This is a genomic window from Candidatus Accumulibacter propinquus, from assembly GCF_056856495.1.
In genome coordinates, this window is the sequence record NZ_JBSEHC010000002.1 from 374,246 (window position 1) to 394,374 (window position 20,129).

Here is a 20,129-nt window from a genome sequence, read left to right on the forward strand (position 1 = left end):
TTTTGCGGCCGCTTGCTGCGGAGGCGACTAAGCGGGATCAAAACCACTTTTCTCCACTGCCCAAGAATAGCAGGCCGCCTCGTCAGTCTTTTGTTGCTGCTGTGACTGCCCATTGGCGGGGTAAACAATTTGCTGTGCGCCCGCCTCAGAGATCAAGGAAACGGTCAGAGCGATTGTGTACAGGATTCGATGAGTCATTTTTCTGTCTTCACTTTTAATGCGAAGAGGTGGCATTCGCCGCGTTTTGGGGGATCCTTGCCCAAGTCCGCTGTCAGCACCGGTGGGGACCTTTTCAAGCGTGTCCTTGGCTCGGGCAGAAGGGTGTTACTGCGCCAGGTTAGCTCCACGCAGATCGGCCAAGCGCTTCGCGACCAGCATCGACCACTTGTCGAATGCGTTCTTCGCATATGACCAGGCCTGGAACGAATTCACATAGCCGCCCGTCCAGGTCTGGACCGTGCCAACAGCATTCGAACTGGCATCTGCGGCGTACTTGCGTCCGATTTCTGTGTCCCTGCATTCTCCGAGAACAGCCCCCGATGTGCCGTCACGAAACGCCATCTCCATTCCAGTCTCGCCCATGTAAGGAGTAGAGCCTGCCGGCCTACCGGAGGCTACGCCAGAACCGGCCTCGGCGATGAATGCATATGGAATCAGCGTACCGGTAACGCTCTTGCTCACTGTAGTCGGCACAAGGGAGGTCAAGGCGATCCCGATAACCACCACCCCAGGTCCAGGCGTATCAACGACCTGCATCTTTGGCTTCAGCGCCTTGCTCAGCGATCCATGGAAGTAGTCGGTAAGGGTCTTGAGGTCGCCAGGATCGATCAGTTGTTGAGCATCCTTGTCCTTGGGCGGTGCGAGCGAAATTACGATACGCGAGATCAACACCTTGTCGTAGTTTTTGGCATTGAATTCGGGATCTCGCCAACACTCGATTCCGTCACTCCAGGGAGTCTGCTTCAAGCGCGCGTAATCGGACAGATAGCCGCTCTTGGTCATGCGTGTCTTGTCTGAAACGGTTATGTTCGTGCCACTGCCCAGCAAGGAGCTATCGGTCGCGCAGCCCGAGAGGAGCGTGCTTCCGGCAAGAGCGAGGAGTGCTATCGTGTGTACAGCAACTGTCTGGTGAAAAGTGCGTGGTGTTTTCATTAATGCTTCTTGTATAAATTGAGTGACAAGACCCTGGTCAGAGTTGGTTTTCTGCCAGGCGCCAATGGACCCACCAACCACCCAGGCAAGCGCTCGGCCCGCCTCGACCAAACCTTCGCAGACGCTGGCGTGATAGGGCACCAGGCGCACCCCACCGTGCAACAGCAGGATTTCGTGATCGGACTTGTTTTGGTTATTACTGCCTCCTGAGCGTGCTCTTCAAAAATGGATTGCACCTTGGTACCTGGCTCAGGCACCCACGTATACCCAAAACAGCTTTACATTGAATTCTGCATTCAGGGTGCGCCTGACTCACCGGATCGAAACGTCTGCACGTCTGCCCTGGCGGACGGCATCGACCGTAGTCAACAGCTCGGTGGCGATCGCACTCTTGAGCACGAAAGCATTGGCGCCGGCGTCCATTACCGCTTGGCGAACGCTCTGCTCGTCGTGCACGCTCAGCACGATCACCTTGAGATTGGGGCAGTGCTGCCGCAGCGCATGGAACCAGCCAAGACCACTGCTCTGGGCCAACGACAGATCGACGACCGCCACGTCAGGCCGAAGTCGGATCGCCCCTTCGAGCAGCGACACCTCGTCGGCAACCATGACCACCGTTTCGAACGACGTCTCGAGCAAACAGCGCACGCCTTCCGTGAGACCATGGTGACGGTCTGCGAGCAGAACACAACTCAGCGGCGTTTCGGGCATCAAGGCGCTTCCTTTTCCGCAATTTGCCGTGATACCAGTCGGTACCCAGCGCTAGGCGTAGCTTAGCTGGGGATCGGGATGCTGTAACCTCGGGATATTCCGGGGTAGGTCACTGGGAAATTACCAGGGACCGGGTCGTAGAACCGGCGTGGTCAACCATGATGTCGAGCGGTAGCTGGGGTAGTCAGAGCACGACGAGTCCGTGCTTGATGGCGAAGTGGATCAACTCGGTCTTGGTTTGAATGCCCAAAGTTTCCATCATTTGATATTTGTGGAACTCCACGGTCCGGGCAGATATTGAGAGTTCGACAGCAATCGTCTTTGCCGCATGCCCCTCCGCAAGCAGTTGGAGAACCTCGCGCTGCCGCGACGTAATCGAAGCGAGCGGATCGTCAGACCTCTCCGGCCGCTGCTTCAGGGTTTCCAGGACATCTGCCGTGATCTGTGGCGAGAGGTAAATCCTCCCCTCGAGGGCGGCGCGAATGGCAACGATCAATTCGATTGGCGCCGAGTGTTTGAGCACGAAGCCCGAGGCGCCGGCGTCGAGCGCGCGGCGGGCAAAGCTTACGTCCCGGTGCATGGTAAGAAACACGACAGGAACTTGAGATCCTCCTTGTCTTAACCGTATCAGCGCGTCAATGCCGTTGAGATGTGGCATGGTGATGTCCGCGACGATAACGTTCGGTCGCAAGGTCTCTGCCGCCTCAATCAACATCCGCCCGTCTTCCACTACGCCGACGAGATCGAAGTCAGGACTGAGCAGGCTTTTGAGAGCCTCGGCTACCATGAGATGGTCATCAGCGATCAACACCCGCGGACGGCGCGGGGCACTCATCGCAATTCGCCTGATGCGGGAACCCAGGCGACAATCGTCGTGCCCCGACCGAGTGCGCTCTCGATATCGAGCGAGCCGTTGAGTAGCCGCACACGTTCGCGCATGCTCGCCAGACCGAGGTGCATACTCTCTCGCCGATGTACCGGATCGAAGCCAACGCCATCGTCACGAACAGCAAGGAGCAGGCCGTCGTCCATGTGTCGGAGCGTGAGCTTCGCGGCACGACATCCGGCGTGGCGTGCGACGTTGTTCAGCGCCTCTTGGGCGACGCGGAACAGGCACAGCGCAGCCTCCTTGCCGACGAAAGCGGGCAACGGTTCGAGACTAGCCGAGAGATCAGTCCAGCCTTGACGAATCCGCCTTTCGCATTCCGCACGCAGTGCCTCGGCCAGTCCGAGTTCCTCCAGAACAGACGGATGCAACTGGTACGCCAGCGAGTGGACATCCTCGCTCAGACGCATGAGTTCCTGACGTACCGTCTGCATCACCTCTGCCCGCATGCCGTCGGGTGTGGCGAGTTCAGCGCGCCCGACCTCGATCGCCAGTACGGCGAGCCGTTGCGTCACGTCATCGTGTAGCTCGCGCGCGATTCGCGCACGCTCGTCCTCCTGAGCCCGGATCAAGCGTCGGGTCAGATCGCGTAGCTCGTTTTCAACTCCCTTTTGTTGCGTCACGTCGCGCAGAACGCTATAGGTGGCAATCGCGCGCCCGCTGGTGTCGCGACTTCTGACACGAGCCAAGTGCTGGATCCATTTCTCACCATGCGTCGGATGCAGGAAACGATAATCGACCGAGAACTGTTTCAACTTGCCGTCATGCAATTTCTGACGCAAAGCCAGTATGCGTCCACTGTCGTCTGGATGCAGATGCTCTCTCCAGAATGCCAGGGCATCAAGGCTTCCTTCCCGTCCGGGGGGAATACCGCACAGATGACGCATTCGGTCGTCGACATAGCTGGTGTTTTCAGCAAAGTTAAGCTCGTAATACGCAAGTCCAGCCAGCTCGGCGCCCGCCGCGAGGCGGGCCTCGCTTTGTTGCCGGCTCTGATCGTAGCGCTTGCGGACAAGCGCGTTGGTGAAAACATGCGCGGCAAGCTGCAGGCTCTGGACCAGCGCGTCCGTCCAGTCGCACTCTGCGCGCAGGGTATTGAGGCTCAGTGCTCCGACTAATGGCTCTCCGCCCACCGCAAGTGGCATGGTCAGGTTCGACTTGATGCCATGCAACCGACCATTTTCCAGATCACTGCTGGCCTCCGCCGGCAGTGCACTCAGCGAGGAAAGAACGACCAAGCGGCCATCCAGCAATTGCTGACGGACCCAGGGGAAAAGCTCCTGGCGCAACGACAAGGGCGCTTGAAATCCCTCGTCAGCGCAATAGGCGTGGGTAGGTATTATGACATCAGGATCAGTTGTCGACCATTGCCAAAGGATTGCGAGATCAATGCCGACATGCTCGCAAATACGCCGCAACGCGTCACGTATCTCGCCGTCCACCTCGTCAGGACACAGATTGATGAAACGGGATGACAGGTTGGAAATGAGCGTATCTAGCTGGAGCAGGTGCTCTCGGTGTCCGGTAGCGAGTTGCACGTTCCCGATGGAAGACGGGGGTAATTTTGCATCGACGGTCGTTTTGATTGGGACCTCCTCTAGTGCTTTGTCAAGCCGATGGCAAGTTACGGACTCTACCATTTGTTGCGAGGAAGTCTCTTCCGAAGTGCAAAGGCTTTAGAAAAGTCGCCCCCTTGAGTACATACCTTTACACACAACTCATTGAGCATGTTTTTCCGATTTCGAGGCGGGGATGGGGCAATGATGGATCCACCTCTTTCGCACCCGCGCGCAAGCAAGGGGCGGAGATTCGGTATCGTGTGCGCCCTTTGAGTGGGGCGATGAGCATGGACCAGTGGGCGGCAGCAGAATTTGGCGGAGCGGAACTGGGAGACGGTCCTCTGACCCATCGGCGGATCAAGATCGCGAGTGATTTTACCGACAAACCTACGGCGAGTATCACGAGTGCCTGTTCGGGCTGGGCCGAAACGGGATCTATGTCGTTTCGTGTGGAACGGGCGGTGGCCTTGTGGTTTTGAGGGGGCGGCGATGTCAAGGGCGGACGAAGTCCGGGCGTAGCCGAACCCTTGACATCGCCGCCCCCTCGCTTACGCTTCCTCCGGGCCGAGGGAGGCAGCCTGCCGCACTCGGCATGGAGGACAATAGCGGCCTTCCTTCTCTCGACCGGTTCCCCATGATTGAAACGCTGTTCACCCAGGCTCTGGGTCTTGTCGCTCCTTGGCAAGTGGAGGATCTATGTCGTTTCGTGTGGAACGGGCGGTGGCCTTGTGGTTTTGAGGGGGCGGCGATGTCAAGGGCGGACGAAGTCCGGGCGTAGCCGAACCCTTGACATCGCCGCCCCTCGCTTACGCTTCCTCCGGGCCGAGGGAGGCAGCCTGCCGCACTCGGCATGGAGGACAATAGCGGCCTTCCTTCTCTCGACCGGTTCCCCATGATTGAAACGCTGTTCACCCAGGCTCTGGGTCTTGTCGCTCCTTGGCAAGTGGATCAAGTGATCTTTACACCCGAAGCGGGGCGGATTGACTTCCAGGTGACGTTCAGCGCAGCAGTTCATGCCTGTCCGGCCTGTCGAACGGCGGCGCAGCCACTGCACGACCGCTTGGCGCGCTCGTGGCGTCATCTGGATTTTTTCCAGTATGAAGCTCATCTGCATGCCGCCGTGCCGCGCGTGGCCTGTGCCGTCTGCGACAAGGTGACACAGATTCCCGTGCCTTGGGCACGGGAAGGGAGTCGCTTCACCCTGCTGTTCGAAGCCTTGACGCTGATGCTGGCACCGACCATGTCGGTATTGGCGGCCGGCCGGCTGCTGCGTGTCCGCAGTCGCAGACTGTGGCGCGTGATCGAGCATCATGTGAACAAAGCGCGCGCCAAGGAAAGCCATGCCGAGGTTCGCGCCATTGGTGTTGATGAAACCGCCAGTAAGCGCGGCCAGACGTACATCACTGTTTTCCATGATCTAGACAAGCCGCGCCTGCTGTTTGCCACGCCTGGCCGGGATAAGGCCACGCTGGGGATGTTCGCCACCGACCTCACCGAGCATGGCGGCCAACCGAGCGCGATTACGCATGTCAGTATGGACATGAGTGGATCCTTTCAGGCCGGCGCCGCCGAACACTTTCCCGAAGCCGAGGTCTGCTTCGACAGATTTCACGTGGTCGCCCTGGGCAGCACGGCCCTGGACGAGGTGCGCCGTGCGGAGGTCAAAAGCGAACCTGAACTCAAAGGCACCCGCTGGAGCCTGCACAAGAAACCCGCCGACTGGACCATCAAGCAAACCCAGACCATGCACTGGTTGCAGCGCTCCAACCTCAAAACCGCACGTGCCTGGCGCATCAAGGAAGCGTTGCGCGCGATCTATGCCACGGCCAAGACACCTGACGAGGCCAAGCCCCTGTTGAAGCGCTGGCTCAGTTGGGCCTGTCGTTGCCGACTGGAACCCTTCAAGCGCCTCGGCAGGACCATTACCAAGCACCTTCCTGGCGTACTCAACGGCTTCGAATCCGGCAAACACAACGGCCGTGTCGAAGCAATGAATAGAGCTCTTCAGGAGGCACGTGCCCGCGCCCGCGGCTATCGCCGCGTCGACAACTTCATCGCCATGGCCTACCTCATCGCCGGGAAACTCATCCATTTGCCCGTATCTCCCTTCGTCCCTTTCAGGCCCGTTCCACACGAAACGACCTAAACCCCCGAAACGCAGGCGGTCTACCGTTTTTTCGATCAGTCCAGCGAGAAGAAGCAGGCCCTCGGGTGGGAAGCGGTCCTGTCGCCGCACATGGAGAGCGCGAAGGTCAGGATGCGCCAGCATCCCGTGGTCCTGTGTCTGCAGGACACCACCGATCTGGGCTTCAACGGCCAGTCCATTGAAGGATTGGGGCCGCTCAGTTTCGAGGCGCAACTCGGCTTGTATCTGCATCCTACCTACGCCGTGACCCCGGAGCTTTGCCCGGATCGACCCGCAAGTCGAACGCGTTTTCATTACCGAGAACGAGATCAACTTCCTCGCTTTCCCGGCGGTGCCGCACAGCCTGATCCTCTTCGGCACCGGGTACGGCTTCGAGATGCTGCGCGAGGTGGCATGGCTGTCGCGCTGCCGCATCCATTACTGGGGCGACATCGACACCTACGGCTTCGCCATCCTCGACCAGTTGCGCGCCCATATCGCCGACGTCGAATCGTTCCTGATGGATCGTGCGACGCTGCTGGCTTTCGCCACGCACTGGGGCGAGGAGGACCGGCAGACGTTGCGCGATCTGCCACGACTGAACGCGGAGGAGGGCGCCCTGTACGACGACCTGCGCGACAACCGCCTGCGCAGGAATCTGCGTCTCGAACAGGAGCGGATCGGTTTTGGCTGGGTCGAGGCCGCACTGGCAGGGCTCGACGCGTCGGCACCCGAGGCGTTAAGCGGTCAGTAAGAAGTCTTTCGTGTTTCTAGGAACGTATTTGCCTGGCTTGGAGCCTCTGAAGATCGAAGAACTTACCCGATAGCGCTTATAGGCCGCCGCGAATTCCGCCGGCGTCCTGCCATCCTGCTCCGGTGTCGCAAACAGACCGCCAAACCAGTCCATCAGGCCCTGCGTGTCGGACAGAATGCCGCGCGCGCCGTCTCAAGCTTGCCGATATCTGCCGCGCCGCAGGCATCGCCCGCACCACGCTGGACCGCTACTACCACGACCGGGTGAAGATTTTTGATCGCGAAGTGCTGGGCAGGCTTTGCCAGTATCTGCGCGTCAAGCCCGGCGGCCTCCTGGTCGTGGTCGAGCAGGGCGATCTATTCACCACGCCAGCCCTTCCAGGGGAAAAATCTCCCTGACCGAGCGCGAACTCAGAAGGTTCCTGGACGCCCAGGCCATCAAGCGCGTGCAGATCCACTACGCCTTGAAGGCCCAGGGTTACAAGGTCATCGCCGCCGCCAAGCGGTCGTTCAACCTCGGTATCGCCGATTTCGCCGTGAAACTGCGCAACATTTGAGATCCGAGCCGGCAAAATCGCCGTCCCGCCAGCGCCGACTATTTTTGTGGGACGATTTGAAAGGCTCGCTCTGTGAGCCCATGCGGTATTAGTCACTTATGACTCAGATCTTTACATTTCCTGAGCAGATTCAGTTACGGGGTAGCGTGGGCGAGAGCCGGGACGATGGTTTGTTCAGTGATTCGACAAGCGGCGGCGATGGTCGAGCGGCCCAGACGGGTCAGGTAGTAGCGATAGCCATGAACGACTTTCTTGATGAGACCGAACTGGCGCAGGCGCCAAAGCTGGCGCGTGATGCTGGCCGGCGAGATCTGGCGCAAGAAGGGGACGAGGTCGGCACGGCGGATGCCACGGATGTTGAACTCGGGACGCTGAAGCGCCCGCAGCAGGGCCTGCTGAGTGGCATCGAAGAAATTGAAGCCCTTGAGGGTATGGCCGTTGACCGTCTTGGGGTTGACCAGCCGATGCAGGTTACGATCGCCGGCGGAAAAGTCGTCGAGTGCGGAGAGGTATTCGAGGTAGCGGCGGTTACAGCCGAGCAGGATCTCGCGCAAGTCGATCAGGCTGTAGATGGTCTTTCGGAGGGGGGCGATCTCGCGCGACTCGTGACCATCCCGATGTTCCACCTTGCGGTGGTGCTTGAAGAAGGAAACGTTGTTGGTCGTGGTTTCCAGGCGCAGCACACGGTTGAACTTGTCGTACATCTTGACCGATACCTTGCCAAAATGGTGCTTGATGCAGGTGCCCTCGATGCGCGTCGTGAAGCGGCTACCGAGTTCCTGCGCCAGTTGCGGCGTGATCTTCTTGCCCAGGAAACTGGCGACCTGCTCGGCCTTGACCGAGAAGATGGCCTGCCGGGAGAGTTCCTCGTAGAGCGACTTCAGGATGGCGTCGGAGCGGAACACCAGATCGGTCGAGTATTCGACCTGCATCAGGCTCCAGTGATAGGACTGTCCGAAGACATCCAGGATCGGGCAGCATTGCTCGGCGTAGCGGTCCAGAAGCGCATGCAGGGTGTCGGGCGAGAAGGCGTCCGCGAGTTGTTGCGCCCGTTCCCAGTCGTCGATGCGGATAAACGCATTGTCCGCCATCGCGTAATCGATGCCGGCCACGTTCAGAGAACGCGCCAGCCGACTGTGGCCATTGCAATAGAACTGCAGCCGGAAGGGGCTCCACGTTGGCACGCGCAGGTAGATGAGTCCGAGAGCCTCGTCCATCCAGTAGAAATAGTAGTGCAGGCATTTGCCCGAGGTGTGGCGCAGAAAGGTCTGATGACTTGGCTTGTCATGCCACGGTTCGTAGGCGTCGCAGGCTTCCATGGCGGAAAGCACATGCACCAGTCCCGGATGATCACCACGCGCCTTGAGCACTGCCGCCACGAGGTCTTCCTTGCGGAGGTGGGCCTTGGCCACGTGCTCGATCCGCGCTCCTTGCGCAGTCGCCAGTGCCTGTGCGGCTTCACGAATGCGATCACGCAGCGGTTCGGCAAAGCGCGGGTAGTCAAAAATGCGAATGTGCCGGGCGTTGAGAAAACTCGTCATTCCCGCCGCGTAGCACGCGCCGGGCAACGTGCCTGTAATCACGATCCGGTCGTAGCAGGAGAGTGTTCCGGCAAGCCGCTCGTGATAGCGATCGGTCAGCATCTGTGTCATGGTCGCCTCCGCTTTTCCGTTTGGGCTATGACAGAAATCTCAACCTGTTTGGTTCCGGCTTCGCCGGCTTAGGATTGCCACATTCCTGATTGCAAGGGGGAGTCAATGAGTTTCATCGCACATGTGCGGCCAGGTGGCGGACGCTGCGGAAATGGTGATGGTAGTGACGGTAGCGATATCCACGATCTCGCCGCTCACCTTGCCACGGTCGGACGTTGTGCCGGCAAGTTCGCTGCCGTTTTCGGTGCGGAGGAGCTTGCGAAGCTCGGCGGACTCTGGCACGACCTCGGCAAGTATCGTCCGGGTTTTCAGAATTACATCCGCTTGGCAGCGGGGACCGAAGCCCACATCGAAGGCCGGGTGCCTGGCCGGGACAAGACACACTCCGGCGCCGGCGCGCTGCATGCCATCGAGCGTTTCGGCATCGCCGGCCGTATCCTGGCCTACTTAATCGCCGGTCATCACTGCGGGTTGCGGGACTGGAATGGCGGGTTGGACTTGCGGCTGGGGGCGGACAACCCCGATACCCGGCGCGAGCTCGATGAAGCGCGTGCCGCCGCGCCGGCCGAGTTGCTGGCGCGGGGCTCAGTGCCTGACTTGCGAAATGTACCAGGCGGCAGCAAGGGCTTTGCGCTCTGGGTGCGCATGCTGTTTTCCTGCATCGTCGATGCCGACTTCCTCGACACCGAGTCTTTCATGGACGGCACCCTCACCGAGGCGAGGCTCGGCTATCCCACGCTGGCAGGCCTGGCAGCGCGCTTTGACGCCTACATGGCTGAGGTCACGGTCATGGCGCTCGATTCGCCAGTCAACCGCCTGCGTGCCGAGGTACTCGCTCAATGCCGCAGTCGCGCACAGGGTGAGCCGGGACTTTTTTCGCTCACAGTGCCAACCGGCGGCGGCAAGACCCTTTCCTCCCTGGCCTTCGCCCTCGAACACGCGCGCGTTTACGGCAAGCGCCGCATCGTCTATGCGATTCCCTACACTAGCATCGTCGAGCAAACCGCCGACGTCTTCGCACGCATCTTCGGTGCGGAGAACATCGTCGAGCACCACTCTCAGGCCGAATCGGACGAAAGCCAGGAGACCACGCGCTCGCGGCTGGCCTGCGAGAACTGGGACGCGCCGCTGGTCGTCACCACCAACGTGCAGTTGTTCGAATCCCTGTTCGCGGCCAAGACCTCGCGCTGCCGCAAGCTGCACAACCTCTGTGACAGCGTGATCGTCCTCGACGAGGCGCAGTGCCTGCCGCCGGAATTCCTGCAACCCATCCTCGATGTCCTCAATCTGCTGACGCGGCATTACGGCGTGACCGTGGTGTTGTGCACCGCCACCCAGCCGGCGCTGGCCAGCAAAACCTATTTTGATGCCGCGCGCAGTCTGCGCGGTCTGGACAAGGTCACCGAGATCGTCGCCGATCCCTGCGAGCTTTACCGTCGCCTGCAGCGCGTCGATGTTCGTCTGCCGGACTGGACGCGTCGCACGAGCTGGGAGGAAATGGCCAGCGAACTGACGGCAGAGGATTGCGTTCTCGCTATCGTTGCTACGCGCGGCGATGCGCGCAAGCTGTGGCGGTTGATGCCCCAGGGAACGCTGCATCTCTCGGCGCTGATGTGTGGCGCCCACCGTGCAAAAGTATTCGACGAAATCAAGCAGCGGCTCAAAGCCAAACGCAAAGGCCTCGACGTGCGTCCCTTGCGGGTTGTCAGCACCAACCTGATTGAAGCCGGAGTCGATGTCAGTTTCCCCGCTGTCTATCGCGCCTTCGCTGGCCTCGACTCGATCGCCCAAGCGGCCGGCCGCTGCAATCGTGAAGGCGAACAGGAGCGCGGCAAGGTGGTCGTCTTCCTGCCGCCAAATCGCTCGCCTTCCGGCTTTTTGCGTCAGGCCGAGGATGCCTGCCTATCGGTACTGCGGACTTGGGATGGCGAACCGCTGGCGCCAGAGCTGTTCGAGCACTATTTCGACCAGCTCTATTTCGGTACCAATCTCGATACCAGGGGTGTTGTGCGCGACCTGACGCCAGACGCGACTCTCGGCGTCCAGTTCCGCACTGCTGCGGACAATTTTCACCTGATCGACGACGAAGACCAGGCGACGGTCTTTGTTCGCTACGACGGCTCTCCGGGTCTTGACGCACTGCTTGGCAAACTCGAAAAGGAGGGTCCGCAACGCTGGCTGATGCGCACACTGCAACGCTGCACCGTGACCGTGCGACGGAGGATCGTGGAACGTATGCAGCTGCGGGGTGACGTGGCGGAAGTCCAGCCCGGGTGTTTTGTTCAGCGCAACGATCTGCTCTACGACCCCGTACTTGGCTTGCTGGACGAAGAAGATCTTCTACTGCCGGCGGGAAGTCTCGCGCTATGAGCCAATGGTTCAAAAAACTATCGAGCAGAAATGGGGGACGGGAAGTTCCCGCCCCCACCTTCCATTCTTGATTACTACCCTTACTAAGTTTCAATCCTCGTCAGTTGAGCGGCTGCGCTGCAATGCTCAACTGACGCTGTGGGAATACTAGCAGAACTAACTTTTTTCTTCATACTACCATTACTAAGAACATATGTTATATTTGCGCCACTCGATTGTCGAGGAGAGCGGCATGGAACTGAGAAAACTACTTCGGGAGCTTAGTCTGATGGCGGCGCAGCCAGTGTACCGTTTTGTCCTGGCCTGGGGTGTTGTGCTTGCTCAGATCGTTCTCTGGTACTTGACGCTTCCGGTCGGCGCATTTCTTGTTTCGCATCGTTTTGGCCCTTTTTGAAGGGGTGTATGCAATGAAGCCCTACTGTATTGAAGTCTCCGGCGACTTCGCCTGCTTTACCCGTCCGGAAATGAAAGTGGAGCGGGTTTCCTACGACGTGATGACACCGTCCGCTGCCCGTGCAGTGTTCGAGGCCATCTTCTGGAAGCCCTCGGTGTGCTGGCGTGTGCGGCGTATCGAAGTGCTAAAGCCGATCCGCTGGATCAACCTGCGGCGCAACGAAGTCGGTGCCGTGATGTCGGTGCGCAACGTGCAGACAGCGATGAACGGCGGCGACGGCGTGCTTGCCCTCAACATCGAGGACGAGCGCCAGCAACGGGCCGGCTTGTTTCTGCGCGACGTGGCTTACCGTGTCCATGCCGAGCTAGACATCCTGCCCGACCGTCTCGACCAAAGCCCACCGGCCAAGTACCGCGCAATGTTCGAGCGCCGCGCCGCAGGCGGCCAGTGCGTGAACCAGCCTTATCTTGGTTGCCGCGAGTTTGCCGCCCGCGTCCGCTACGTTGCCGACCCCTCGGCGGAAGCCGCGCCTATCCCGGAAAGCCGCGACCTGGGCTGGATGCTGCACGACCTCGATTTCACCATCCGCGCCGATCCGCAGCCGCGTTTCTTCCGTGCACAGTTGGCGGACGGTGTAGTCGCGGTGCCGGCCTGGCAAGACGCGGGAGTGCGGCGATGATCCTCCAGGCCCTCAACGATTACTACCGGCGCAAGAGCGTCGACCCGGATCCAGCCGCTCGCCTGCCCGCCTTCGGACTGGAGGAGAAGGAAATCCCCTTCGTGCTCGAAATCGACGCGGTTGGCCGTTGGCTGCCGCCCATCCGCGATACGCGGCGCAAGGAGGGCAAGAAGCTGATCGGCCAACGCTTCCTGGTGCCGGCGACGGTCAAGCGCTCGTCGGGCGTAGCCGCCAACCTGCTATGGGATACCGCTGAATACGTTCTGGGCGTCGACGCGCGCGGCAAACCGGAGCGGGTTGTCGAACAGCAGGCCGCCTTTCGCGCTCGTATCGACATGCTACCGGAGGCTGCCGCCGCGTTGCCTGGCGTTGCCGCGGTGCGCGATTATCTCGGTGCCATCGATCTTGCAGCTTTGGCCGCAGATCCGCTTTGGCCGCAAATTCTGGAAGCCAATCCCGTGTTGAGCTTCCGCCTGCAAGGAGAGATCGAACTTGTTTGCCAGCACCCGGCGATAGCGTTTGCCACCGCTACTCGGTATGGCGATGAGGCTGCCGCCGCCATTTGCCTGGTTAGCGGCGAGAAGGCGCCAGCGGAGCGGACTCACGCGGCGATCAAGGGCGTGTGGGGCGCACAGTCCTCTGGCGCCAATGTCATTTCGTTCAATCTCGACGCCTTCAATTCCTACGGCAAGCGGCAGGGCGCGAACGCGCCAGTCGGCAAGCCCGCCGCCTTCGCGTACACCACCGCACTCAACCATCTACTCGGCCGCGATTCGCGCCAACGTGTGCAGGTCGGCGACGCGTCTACCGTGTTCTGGGCCGAGAAGGCGAGCGAGTTCGAAACCCTGGTGCCCGACCTCTTCGGCGAACCGCCCAAGGATGATCCGGACCGTGGCACGCGCGCACTCGATACGCTCTACCGATCGATCCACAGCGGCCACTTTGCCAGCGATGAGGACGCTACGCGCTGCCATGTGTTGGGTTTGGCGCCCAACGCCGCGCGCATCAGCGTTCGCTTTTGGCAGACCGGCACGGTAAAGGAACTGGGTGTCCGACTGCGCCACCATTTTGACGACCTAGACGTCGCGCGCGGAGCGAACGATCCACGCTATCTATCGCTGTTTCGCTTGCTCGCCGGGATTGCCGTGCAGGGCAAAGCCGACAACATTCCGCCCCGACTCGGTGGCGAAGTCATTCGCACGGTGCTCGCTGGAGAGGACTGCCCTTATCCGGCCGCGCTGTTGCAAGGTGCCATCGGGCGCTGCCGCGCTGAGCAGCGGGTCACTTATCCACGCGCCGCCGCGCTCAAAGCGTGCCTGAACCGTGCCATTCGCAATGCCAACCGCCGATCCACCATCACCGAGAAGGAGTTCGCCCCCATGCTCGACACCGCCCACACCAGCCCAGCCTACCGTCTCGGCCGACTGTTCGCAGTGCTGGAAAAAATCCAGGAGGAGGCCAGCCCCGGCCTCAACGCCACCATCCGCGACCGCTACTACGGCGCGGCGTCGAGTACGCCAGTGGCCGTGTTCACGACGCTGCTGCGCCTGAAAAACCACCATCTGGGGAAGCTCTCGCCCGGCCGCCGCATCAATCTTGAGCGCCTGATCGGCGAGATCATGGGCGGCATCGCCGATTTCCCTCGCCAGTTGCCATTGCCCGAGCAGGGACGTTTTGCCCTGGGCTACTACCATCAGCGCCAGGATTTCTATACGCGCAAGACCAATACCGACGTTTCCGAGGAGAACTGAGATGAGCCTGAACCGCCGCTACGACTTTGTGCTGTTGTTCGACGTGAAGGATGGCAATCCAAATGGTGACCCCGATGCCGGCAACCTGCCGCGTCTCGATGCTGAAACCGGCGACGGCCTGGTTACCGACGTGTCGCTCAAGCGCAAGGTACGCAATTACGTTGGCTTGGTGAAAGGTGAACAGCCGCCGTTTGAAATCTACGTCAAGGAAAAAGCGGTGTTGAATGCCCAGCACAAGCGCGCCTATGTCGCCATCGGTCGCGAGGACGCGCTGGAAGGCGAGGGCAAGAAACGCAAGGGTGGCGACGCCGTCGACGATGCGCGCAAATGGATGTGTGCCAATTTCTTCGACGTGCGCACTTTTGGCGCAGTGATGTCCACCGGCGTCAATTGCGGCCAGGTACGCGGCCCTGTGCAACTCACCTTCGCCCGATCCATCGATCCCGTGGTAGCCCAAGAGCACTCGATCACGCGCATGGCGGTCGCCACGGAGGCCGAAGCCGAGAAGCAGGAGGGCGACAATCGCACCATGGGTCGCAAGCACACCGTGCCCTACGGCCTTTATCGCGCTCACGGTTTTGTTTCCTCCTTTTTGGCAAAGCAGACCGGCTTTTCCGCGGACGATCTCGAACTCTTCTTCAAGGCGCTGGAGCAGATGTTCGAACACGACCGCTCCGCCGCGCGCGGCGAGATGTCCACTCGCGGGCTATACGTGTTCCGCCATGATTCCGAATTGGGGAACGCGCCGGCTCATGCGTTGTTTGACCGCCTGATGGTCGAGCCGAAAGGTACGGATGAAGTTGCACGCAGCTTCGGTGCATACTCAGTGCGTTTCGATGGGCAGGACGTGGCAGTGGGTCAGGAGCTGGCTGCCGCGCCGGGTGTGACACTGATACGCAAGTGCTGAAACATGGACGATGATGACCGCATCGTCGCCACGGCCGATACACCGGCCGGTAAGCCGCGCATCAATGGCACGCGCATTGCGGTCGACCCGATCGCCGGCTGGCTGGCCGACGGCTGGAGCTTCAAGCAAATTCTTGAGTCTTACCCGAACATCACCAGCGAGGACATCCTCGCCGTGCAAGGTTTTGCATCTCAACGCAAGGACGCCATGAGCATGTGCGAAATTCACTTCATTGTCGAAGAGTCGTGCGCGGTCGGCGCCGACATCTTCACCGAAGCGGATGACCGTAACGGCCTGGAAGTCCAGGAGAGGGACGCATTGCACTGCCATTTCGACGAAGACAAAGAAGCGATACTGATACGGAGGCACTCGGCATGAACTGGAAAGACCGCATTACCGTCGACCCCCAAGTTCTGGTTGGCAAGCCCATCATTCGCGGCACGCGGATTTCCGTCGAACTGCTGATGGATCGTCTGGCCGACGGCTGGAGCATGGAGCAGATTCTCGATTCATACCCGCGCGTTACGCGTGAAGACGTGCTCGCGGCGATTGCTTTCGTTACTGAAGTTTTCCGTGAGGAGGATTTCGTCGCCATCCAGAAGGCCACGGTATGACGGCGCCGTGGCTGTTGAACGAGAACTTCCCACAGCCATCGGTTCGCCGGCTGCGCGCCCTGGGCTGGGATGTCTTCGCAATTAGCGAAGAGAGTCCAAGCGTCGACGACGAAGGGGTTATGGAACGTGCGCGCACCGAAGGTCGTTGGCTGGCGACCTTCGACCGCGACTATGGCGAACTGGTGTTCAAACAAAAACTGCCTGCACCGCGAGTCATTGTCTTGCTGCGCGTGACCAGTTACCTGCCGGAGCACCCGGCCGACTGGTTGGTCGAGTTGCAGGCAGGGCAGCAGTTTCAGGAAGGGTGCTTCCACATTTTCGACGGCCAGACGATACGTCGCCGTCCCTTCCTGGCGGGACTGTCCGGTGGACGCCCCTGACCCCATCCCCGTCTCTGCCCTCCAGCACTGGTGCTACTGTCCGCGCCAGTGCGCGCTGATCCACGTCGAGCAGGTGTTCGCCGACAACCTGCATACCCTGCGCGGACAGGCGGTGCATCAGCAGGTCGACCAGCCCGGCGTCGAAACGCGCGCCGGCGTGCGCGTGGAACGGGCGCTGCCGGTGTGGAGCGATCGCCTCGGCCTGATCGGCAAGGCCGACATCGTCGAGTTCGAGGCCGACGGCACGCCCTATCCTGTCGAATACAAGCACGGCAGCCGCAGCAAGGCGCCTTGGATCGCCGCCTGCGACGATCTGCAACTCGCCGCGCAGGCGCTGTGCCTGGAAGAAATGAGCGGCAAGCCGGTACCGCGCGGCGCCCTCTACTACGCCACCTCCCGCCGGCGCCGCGAAGTGGCCATCACTACCGCCTTGCGCCAGCGTGTGGCCGAGGCCGCCGCCGCCGTGCGCGGGCTGATCACCGCCGGCAGCGTGCCACCGGCCGCCAACGACGCGCGCTGCAAAAACTGCTCGCTGCTCGAACTCTGCCAGCCGTCCCTGGCCGACAACGGCGCGCTGGGCGCCGCCCGCGCCCGCTTGTTCGACGCCGACGCCTGAACGGGGAAGTCGATGCAACTACTCAACACGCTCTACGTCACCTTGCCGGAAAGTTACCTGCATCTCGACAACGACACCCTGCGCGTCGAGATCGAACGCGAAACGCGCCTGCGTGTGCCGCTGCATCATCTCTCCGCCGTCGTGTGTTTTGGCCATGTGATGGTCTCGCCGATCCTCATGCACCGTCTCGCCGATGAAGGCAAGAGCCTGGTGCTGCTGAATGCTCACGGCCGCTTCAAGGCACGGCTGGAAGGCCCGGTTTCCGGCAACGTTTTGCTGCGCCAGGCCCAGCATCGCCGTCTCGCCAGCGCCGACTATTGTCTGGCGGTGGCGAAATCCTGCATCGCCGGCAAACTGAAGAACTGCCGTCAGGTTTTGCAACGCGGCGCCCGAGAGAACGGCCGCGAAGCAGACGCCGCGGTGCTCACCGTCAGCGCCGACGAACTCGGCCGCGCCTTGTCCCGACTCGAACACGCCGCCGATCTCGACACTGTGCGCGGCATCGAGGGCGACCAGGCCAAGCGCTACTTCGCCGCCCTGACCCTGCTGGTGCGCCCCGAAGCCCGACCGTTTTTTTCCATGAATGGCCGCACCCGACGGCCACCGCTCGACCGCATGAACGCGCTGCTCTCCTTCCTCTACTCGATGTTGATGAATGATGCCCGCTCGGCGCTGGAAAGCGTCGGCCTCGATCCGCAGATCGGCTTCCTTCACGCCCTGCGTCCCGGGCGTGCCGCGCTGGCGCTCGACTTGATGGAGGAGTTCCGGCCGCTGCTGGCCGACCGCCTGGCGCTGACACTGATCAATCGCCGCCAGATCAACGCCGACGATTTCGACGAACATGCGGGTGGCGCCGTAACGCTCAAGGACAATGCGCGGCGCGCCGTGATCACAGCCTACCATGAGCGGAAGCAGGAAGCCCTGACGCACCCGCTGCTGGAATCCAGCCTCGCCCTCGGTCTGGTTCCCTTCGTTCAGGCGCGTTTGCTGGCGCGCGACGTGCGCGGCGATACGGCCGGCTATCTGCCCTTCTGCCCCAAATGAGCGGAGGCAAGGTCATGCTCGTCATCGTCAGCTACGACGTCTCAACAGAAACCCAGGCTGGTCGCCGCCGTTTGCGCCGCGTTGCGCGCGTCTGTGAAGGGACTGGCCAGCGCGTGCAGAAGTCGGTCTTCGAGTGTCAGGTGAATCTCGCCCAGTTCGAGGAACTCGAACGCCGCCTGCTCGCCGAAATCGACGCTGCGGAAGACTCACTGCGTTTCTACCGCCTTACCGAGCCGGTCGAACTTCATGTGCGCGAGTACGGCAAATTCAAGGCAGTGGATTTCGAAGCACCACTCGTTCTATGAAGCGCGGATCACAAGTGAAGCATTTTTCCCGACAGGTTCGCGGTACAGTCAAGTGCCTGATTTGTTTTTCCAAAACCAGATGCAATAGAACCAGCAGCGCCTCGTTTCGGCGAAGCGCTGGACGGTTCGCGCAACGAAATGAATTTCTTTCGAAAATTCAATGCGATGCGCGTAGCCAGACGCCCGGCCCGCGAGGGCCGAGCGAGGATTGAAACCGGCAGGATCGGGGACAAAACGGTCTGCCGGACTGGACGCCCGGCCCGCGAGGGCCGAGCGAGGATTGAAACCCCGGCGTCGAAGCCGTCGAGCGCAACAAGGCCAGACGCCCGGCCCGCGAGGGCCGAGCGAGGATTGAAACAACCTGGAAGGGCTTCGTGGCGCGCGCGAGCAGTTGGACGCCCGGCCCGCGAGGGCCGAGCGAGGATTGAAACGCGAATTCGCGGTCGGTGAGGATGGTTTCGTTGCGACGCCCGGCCCGCGAGGGCCGAGCGAGGATTGAAACGACGCGGCCGCCAGGGGCTGGTCGCGCGCGCAGGGACGCCCGGCCCGCGAGGGCCGAGCGAGGATTGAAACCCGCAGGCCAAGCGCACGAAACGCGGCTGGCGCCGACGCCCGGCCCGCGAGGGCCGAGCGAGGATTGAAACTGGGATCGGCGCAACAAGGTCACGCAAGAGGCGGGGACGCCCGGCCCGCGAGGGCCGAGCGAGGATTGAAACTCGTCCGCAGTCGCCGCCGAGTGGTATTTGCCGACGACGCCCGGCCCGCGAGGGCCGAGCGAGGATTGAAACTCGTCGACAGACTCCGGCGCATCGTGGATTGACCGACGCCCGGCCCGCGAGGGCCGAGCGAGGATTGAAACACCACGCCACCGGATTACTACGACGCCGCGCACAGGACGCCCGGCCCGCGAGGGCCGAGCGAGGATTGAAACCGGGACTTTGGACCCACTCGAACGTGGGCGGAAAAGACGCCCGGCCCGCGAGGGCCGAGCGAGGATTGAAACTTCGCAGACTGGCATTCTGCCCCGGCAATCGGCGACGCCCGGCCCGCGAGGGCCGAGCGAGGATTGAAACCGCGAAATGCTCCGGCAAGCGCTGGCGAACATCGATGACGCCCGGCCCGCGAGGGCCGAGCGAGGATTGAAACCGACCAAGCGCCTGATCAACACCAGCGTTGCGCCGGACGCCCGGCCCGCGAGGGCCGAGCGAGGATTGAAACGAGCGCATCGTGATTTATCACTGCGGTATCACGCCGACGCCCGGCCCGCGAGGGCCGAGCGAGGATTGAAACCAGCCAGTAGCCGGCAACCATCGCCGATCGCCAGGGACGCCCGGCCCGCGAGGGCCGAGCGAGGATTGAAACTCGTAGCCCGCATCGCTGGCGTATGCGTCAATCGCGACGCCCGGCCCGCGAGGGCCGAGCGAGGATTGAAACGATCGGCTCAAGGATCTGGGCTGGAAAGAGGCGATGACGCCCGGCCCGCGAGGGCCGAGCGAGGATTGAAACAGGATATCCCCGGCAAGCTCGGCTTGATCGCACGACGCCCGGCCCGCGAGGGCCGAGCGAGGATTGAAACGTGTCGACTGGTAAGCGACACCGCCAGCGATCCATCGACGCCCGGCCCGCGAGGGCCGAGCGAGGATTGAAACATAGCGGGGCGTCCGGTTATCCCGG

At 61.5% G+C, this 20,129-nt stretch carries 19 protein-coding genes, 2 pseudogenes and 1 CRISPR repeat array (1 of these 22 cut by a window edge); of the genes and pseudogenes, 16 read left to right on the forward strand and 5 right to left on the reverse strand.

Translation table 11 applies throughout. The annotated features are described in order from the left end of the window. Positions 1-324 precede the first annotated feature (324 nt). The 4 genes from AC15MQ_RS04195 to AC15MQ_RS04210 all read right to left on the reverse strand — a co-directional run bounded on the left by AC15MQ_RS04195 (position 325) and on the right by AC15MQ_RS04210 (position 4,389). Positions 325-1,293: a DUF3313 domain-containing protein gene (locus AC15MQ_RS04195; RefSeq protein WP_483079414.1), complete on the reverse strand. Its 969-nt coding sequence runs from the start codon at positions 1,291-1,293 to the stop codon at positions 325-327. 171 nt (positions 1,294-1,464) lie between these two features. After that, a complete protein-coding gene (locus AC15MQ_RS04200; RefSeq protein WP_483079415.1) occupies positions 1,465-1,863 on the reverse strand; it encodes a response regulator in 399 nt (132 codons plus the stop codon). Between the two features lie 184 nt (positions 1,864-2,047). Then, positions 2,048-2,698: a response regulator gene (locus AC15MQ_RS04205; RefSeq protein WP_287665871.1), complete on the reverse strand. Its 651-nt coding sequence runs from the start codon at positions 2,696-2,698 to the stop codon at positions 2,048-2,050. Further along, positions 2,695-4,389 (reverse strand): ATP-binding protein, encoded by a 1,695-nt coding sequence (locus AC15MQ_RS04210; RefSeq protein ID WP_483079416.1) that lies wholly within the window; start codon positions 4,387-4,389, stop codon positions 2,695-2,697. Before AC15MQ_RS04210 ends, AC15MQ_RS04205 begins: the two co-directional genes overlap by 4 nt. Positions 4,390-4,595: 206 nt before the next feature. Here AC15MQ_RS04210 and AC15MQ_RS04215 point away from each other — a divergent pair, with 206 nt between their 5' ends. The 5 genes and pseudogenes from AC15MQ_RS04215 to AC15MQ_RS04235 all read left to right on the forward strand — a co-directional run bounded on the left by AC15MQ_RS04215 (position 4,596) and on the right by AC15MQ_RS04235 (position 7,585). Continuing rightward, on the forward strand, positions 4,596-4,787 hold the full coding sequence (locus tag AC15MQ_RS04215) for an IS4/Tn5 family transposase DNA-binding protein (RefSeq protein ID WP_483079669.1): 192 nt from the start codon (positions 4,596-4,598) through the stop codon (positions 4,785-4,787). 413 nt (positions 4,788-5,200) lie between these two features. Next, the gene (locus AC15MQ_RS04220; RefSeq protein WP_332337375.1) at positions 5,201-6,454 is read left to right on the forward strand and encodes an ISL3 family transposase; all 1,254 of its coding nucleotides are present in this window, start codon (positions 5,201-5,203) and stop codon (positions 6,452-6,454) included. Positions 6,455-6,460: 6 nt separating this feature from the next. Continuing rightward, positions 6,461-6,718: pseudogene (locus tag AC15MQ_RS04225) on the forward strand (IS4 family transposase); the annotation flags it as partial. After that, positions 6,708-7,187 (forward strand): annotated as a pseudogene (locus tag AC15MQ_RS04230) (Wadjet anti-phage system protein JetD domain-containing protein); the annotation flags it as partial. The pseudogenes AC15MQ_RS04225 and AC15MQ_RS04230, both read left to right, overlap by 11 nt. A gap of 122 nt (positions 7,188-7,309) precedes the next feature. Further along, positions 7,310-7,585, forward strand: coding sequence for a helix-turn-helix domain-containing protein (locus AC15MQ_RS04235; protein WP_483079417.1), 276 nt, complete (start codon positions 7,310-7,312; stop codon positions 7,583-7,585). 292 nt (positions 7,586-7,877) lie between these two features. Here AC15MQ_RS04235 and AC15MQ_RS04240 read toward each other — a convergent pair whose 3' ends face one another. Further along, positions 7,878-9,395, reverse strand: coding sequence for a MarR family transcriptional regulator (locus AC15MQ_RS04240; RefSeq protein WP_483079323.1), 1,518 nt, complete (start codon positions 9,393-9,395; stop codon positions 7,878-7,880). A 105-nt stretch (positions 9,396-9,500) separates the two neighbouring features. On the opposite strand from AC15MQ_RS04240, the gene AC15MQ_RS04245 reads away from it, so the two are divergent. The 11 genes from AC15MQ_RS04245 to cas2 all read left to right on the forward strand — a co-directional run bounded on the left by AC15MQ_RS04245 (position 9,501) and on the right by cas2 (position 18,455). Then, positions 9,501-11,765 carry a CRISPR-associated endonuclease Cas3'' gene (locus tag AC15MQ_RS04245; protein WP_483079418.1) on the forward strand — a complete coding sequence of 755 codons (2,265 nt, stop codon included), beginning with the start codon at positions 9,501-9,503 and terminating at the stop codon, positions 11,763-11,765. Positions 11,766-11,997: 232 nt separating this feature from the next. Beyond that, complete coding sequence (locus AC15MQ_RS04250) at positions 11,998-12,159, forward strand: hypothetical protein (protein WP_483079419.1); 162 nt, start codon at positions 11,998-12,000, stop codon at positions 12,157-12,159. Between the two features lie 13 nt (positions 12,160-12,172). Then, positions 12,173-12,838 (forward strand): type I-C CRISPR-associated protein Cas5c, encoded by a 666-nt coding sequence (cas5c, locus tag AC15MQ_RS04255; protein ID WP_483079670.1) that lies wholly within the window; start codon positions 12,173-12,175, stop codon positions 12,836-12,838. Continuing rightward, the gene (cas8c, locus tag AC15MQ_RS04260; protein WP_483079420.1) at positions 12,835-14,589 is read left to right on the forward strand and encodes a type I-C CRISPR-associated protein Cas8c/Csd1; all 1,755 of its coding nucleotides are present in this window, start codon (positions 12,835-12,837) and stop codon (positions 14,587-14,589) included. The genes cas5c and cas8c overlap by 4 nt, the downstream gene beginning before the upstream one ends. 1 nt (position 14,590) lies before the next feature. After that, positions 14,591-15,496 (forward strand): type I-C CRISPR-associated protein Cas7/Csd2, encoded by a 906-nt coding sequence (gene cas7c, locus AC15MQ_RS04265; protein WP_483079421.1) that lies wholly within the window; start codon positions 14,591-14,593, stop codon positions 15,494-15,496. A 3-nt stretch (positions 15,497-15,499) separates the two neighbouring features. Continuing rightward, positions 15,500-15,874, forward strand: a complete 375-nt coding sequence (locus AC15MQ_RS04270) for a DUF433 domain-containing protein (RefSeq protein WP_483079422.1) — start codon at positions 15,500-15,502, stop codon at positions 15,872-15,874. Beyond that, a complete protein-coding gene (locus tag AC15MQ_RS04275) occupies positions 15,871-16,110 on the forward strand; it encodes a DUF433 domain-containing protein (protein ID WP_332335957.1) in 240 nt (79 codons plus the stop codon). Before AC15MQ_RS04270 ends, AC15MQ_RS04275 begins: the two co-directional genes overlap by 4 nt. Next, positions 16,107-16,490 carry a DUF5615 family PIN-like protein gene (locus tag AC15MQ_RS04280; RefSeq protein ID WP_483079423.1) on the forward strand — a complete coding sequence of 128 codons (384 nt, stop codon included), beginning with the start codon at positions 16,107-16,109 and terminating at the stop codon, positions 16,488-16,490. The genes AC15MQ_RS04275 and AC15MQ_RS04280 overlap by 4 nt, the downstream gene beginning before the upstream one ends. Next, complete coding sequence (gene cas4 / locus AC15MQ_RS04285) at positions 16,477-17,106, forward strand: CRISPR-associated protein Cas4 (protein WP_483079424.1); 630 nt, start codon at positions 16,477-16,479, stop codon at positions 17,104-17,106. Before AC15MQ_RS04280 ends, cas4 begins: the two co-directional genes overlap by 14 nt. A gap of 12 nt (positions 17,107-17,118) precedes the next feature. Beyond that, entirely contained in the window at positions 17,119-18,150 is a 1,032-nt protein-coding gene (cas1c, locus tag AC15MQ_RS04290; RefSeq protein ID WP_483079425.1) for a type I-C CRISPR-associated endonuclease Cas1c, read from the forward strand. 14 nt (positions 18,151-18,164) lie between these two features. After that, a complete protein-coding gene (cas2, locus tag AC15MQ_RS04295; RefSeq protein ID WP_332335961.1) occupies positions 18,165-18,455 on the forward strand; it encodes a CRISPR-associated endonuclease Cas2 in 291 nt (96 codons plus the stop codon). A gap of 178 nt (positions 18,456-18,633) precedes the next feature. After that, a CRISPR array of direct repeats spans positions 18,634-20,129; the repeat unit is 37 nt; unit sequence GACGCCCGGCCCGCGAGGGCCGAGCGAGGATTGAAAC; it runs 840 nt beyond the window's last position.

Excerpts from the sequence above, each read along its gene's own strand:
- AC15MQ_RS04200 (WP_483079415.1), bottom strand. The coding sequence starts at position 1,863 with ATGCCCGAAACGCCGCTGAGTTGTGTTCTGCTCGCAGACCGTCACCAT.
- AC15MQ_RS04205 (WP_287665871.1), bottom strand. The coding sequence starts at position 2,698 with ATGAGTGCCCCGCGCCGTCCGCGGGTGTTGATCGCTGATGACCATCTC.
- AC15MQ_RS04210 (WP_483079416.1), bottom strand. The coding sequence starts at position 4,389 with ATGGTAGAGTCCGTAACTTGCCATCGGCTTGACAAAGCACTAGAGGAG.
- AC15MQ_RS04215 (WP_483079669.1), top strand. The coding sequence starts at position 4,596 with ATGGACCAGTGGGCGGCAGCAGAATTTGGCGGAGCGGAACTGGGAGAC.
- AC15MQ_RS04220 (WP_332337375.1), top strand. The coding sequence starts at position 5,201 with ATGATTGAAACGCTGTTCACCCAGGCTCTGGGTCTTGTCGCTCCTTGG.
- AC15MQ_RS04240 (WP_483079323.1), bottom strand. The coding sequence starts at position 9,395 with ATGACACAGATGCTGACCGATCGCTATCACGAGCGGCTTGCCGGAACA.
- AC15MQ_RS04245 (WP_483079418.1), top strand. The coding sequence starts at position 9,501 with ATGAGTTTCATCGCACATGTGCGGCCAGGTGGCGGACGCTGCGGAAAT.
- AC15MQ_RS04250 (WP_483079419.1), top strand. The coding sequence starts at position 11,998 with ATGGAACTGAGAAAACTACTTCGGGAGCTTAGTCTGATGGCGGCGCAG.
- cas5c (WP_483079670.1), top strand. The coding sequence starts at position 12,173 with ATGAAGCCCTACTGTATTGAAGTCTCCGGCGACTTCGCCTGCTTTACC.
- cas8c (WP_483079420.1), top strand. The coding sequence starts at position 12,835 with ATGATCCTCCAGGCCCTCAACGATTACTACCGGCGCAAGAGCGTCGAC.
- cas7c (WP_483079421.1), top strand. The coding sequence starts at position 14,591 with ATGAGCCTGAACCGCCGCTACGACTTTGTGCTGTTGTTCGACGTGAAG.
- AC15MQ_RS04270 (WP_483079422.1), top strand. The coding sequence starts at position 15,500 with ATGGACGATGATGACCGCATCGTCGCCACGGCCGATACACCGGCCGGT.
- AC15MQ_RS04275 (WP_332335957.1), top strand. The coding sequence starts at position 15,871 with ATGAACTGGAAAGACCGCATTACCGTCGACCCCCAAGTTCTGGTTGGC.
- AC15MQ_RS04280 (WP_483079423.1), top strand. The coding sequence starts at position 16,107 with ATGACGGCGCCGTGGCTGTTGAACGAGAACTTCCCACAGCCATCGGTT.
- cas1c (WP_483079425.1), top strand. The coding sequence starts at position 17,119 with ATGCAACTACTCAACACGCTCTACGTCACCTTGCCGGAAAGTTACCTG.
- cas2 (WP_332335961.1), top strand. The coding sequence starts at position 18,165 with ATGCTCGTCATCGTCAGCTACGACGTCTCAACAGAAACCCAGGCTGGT.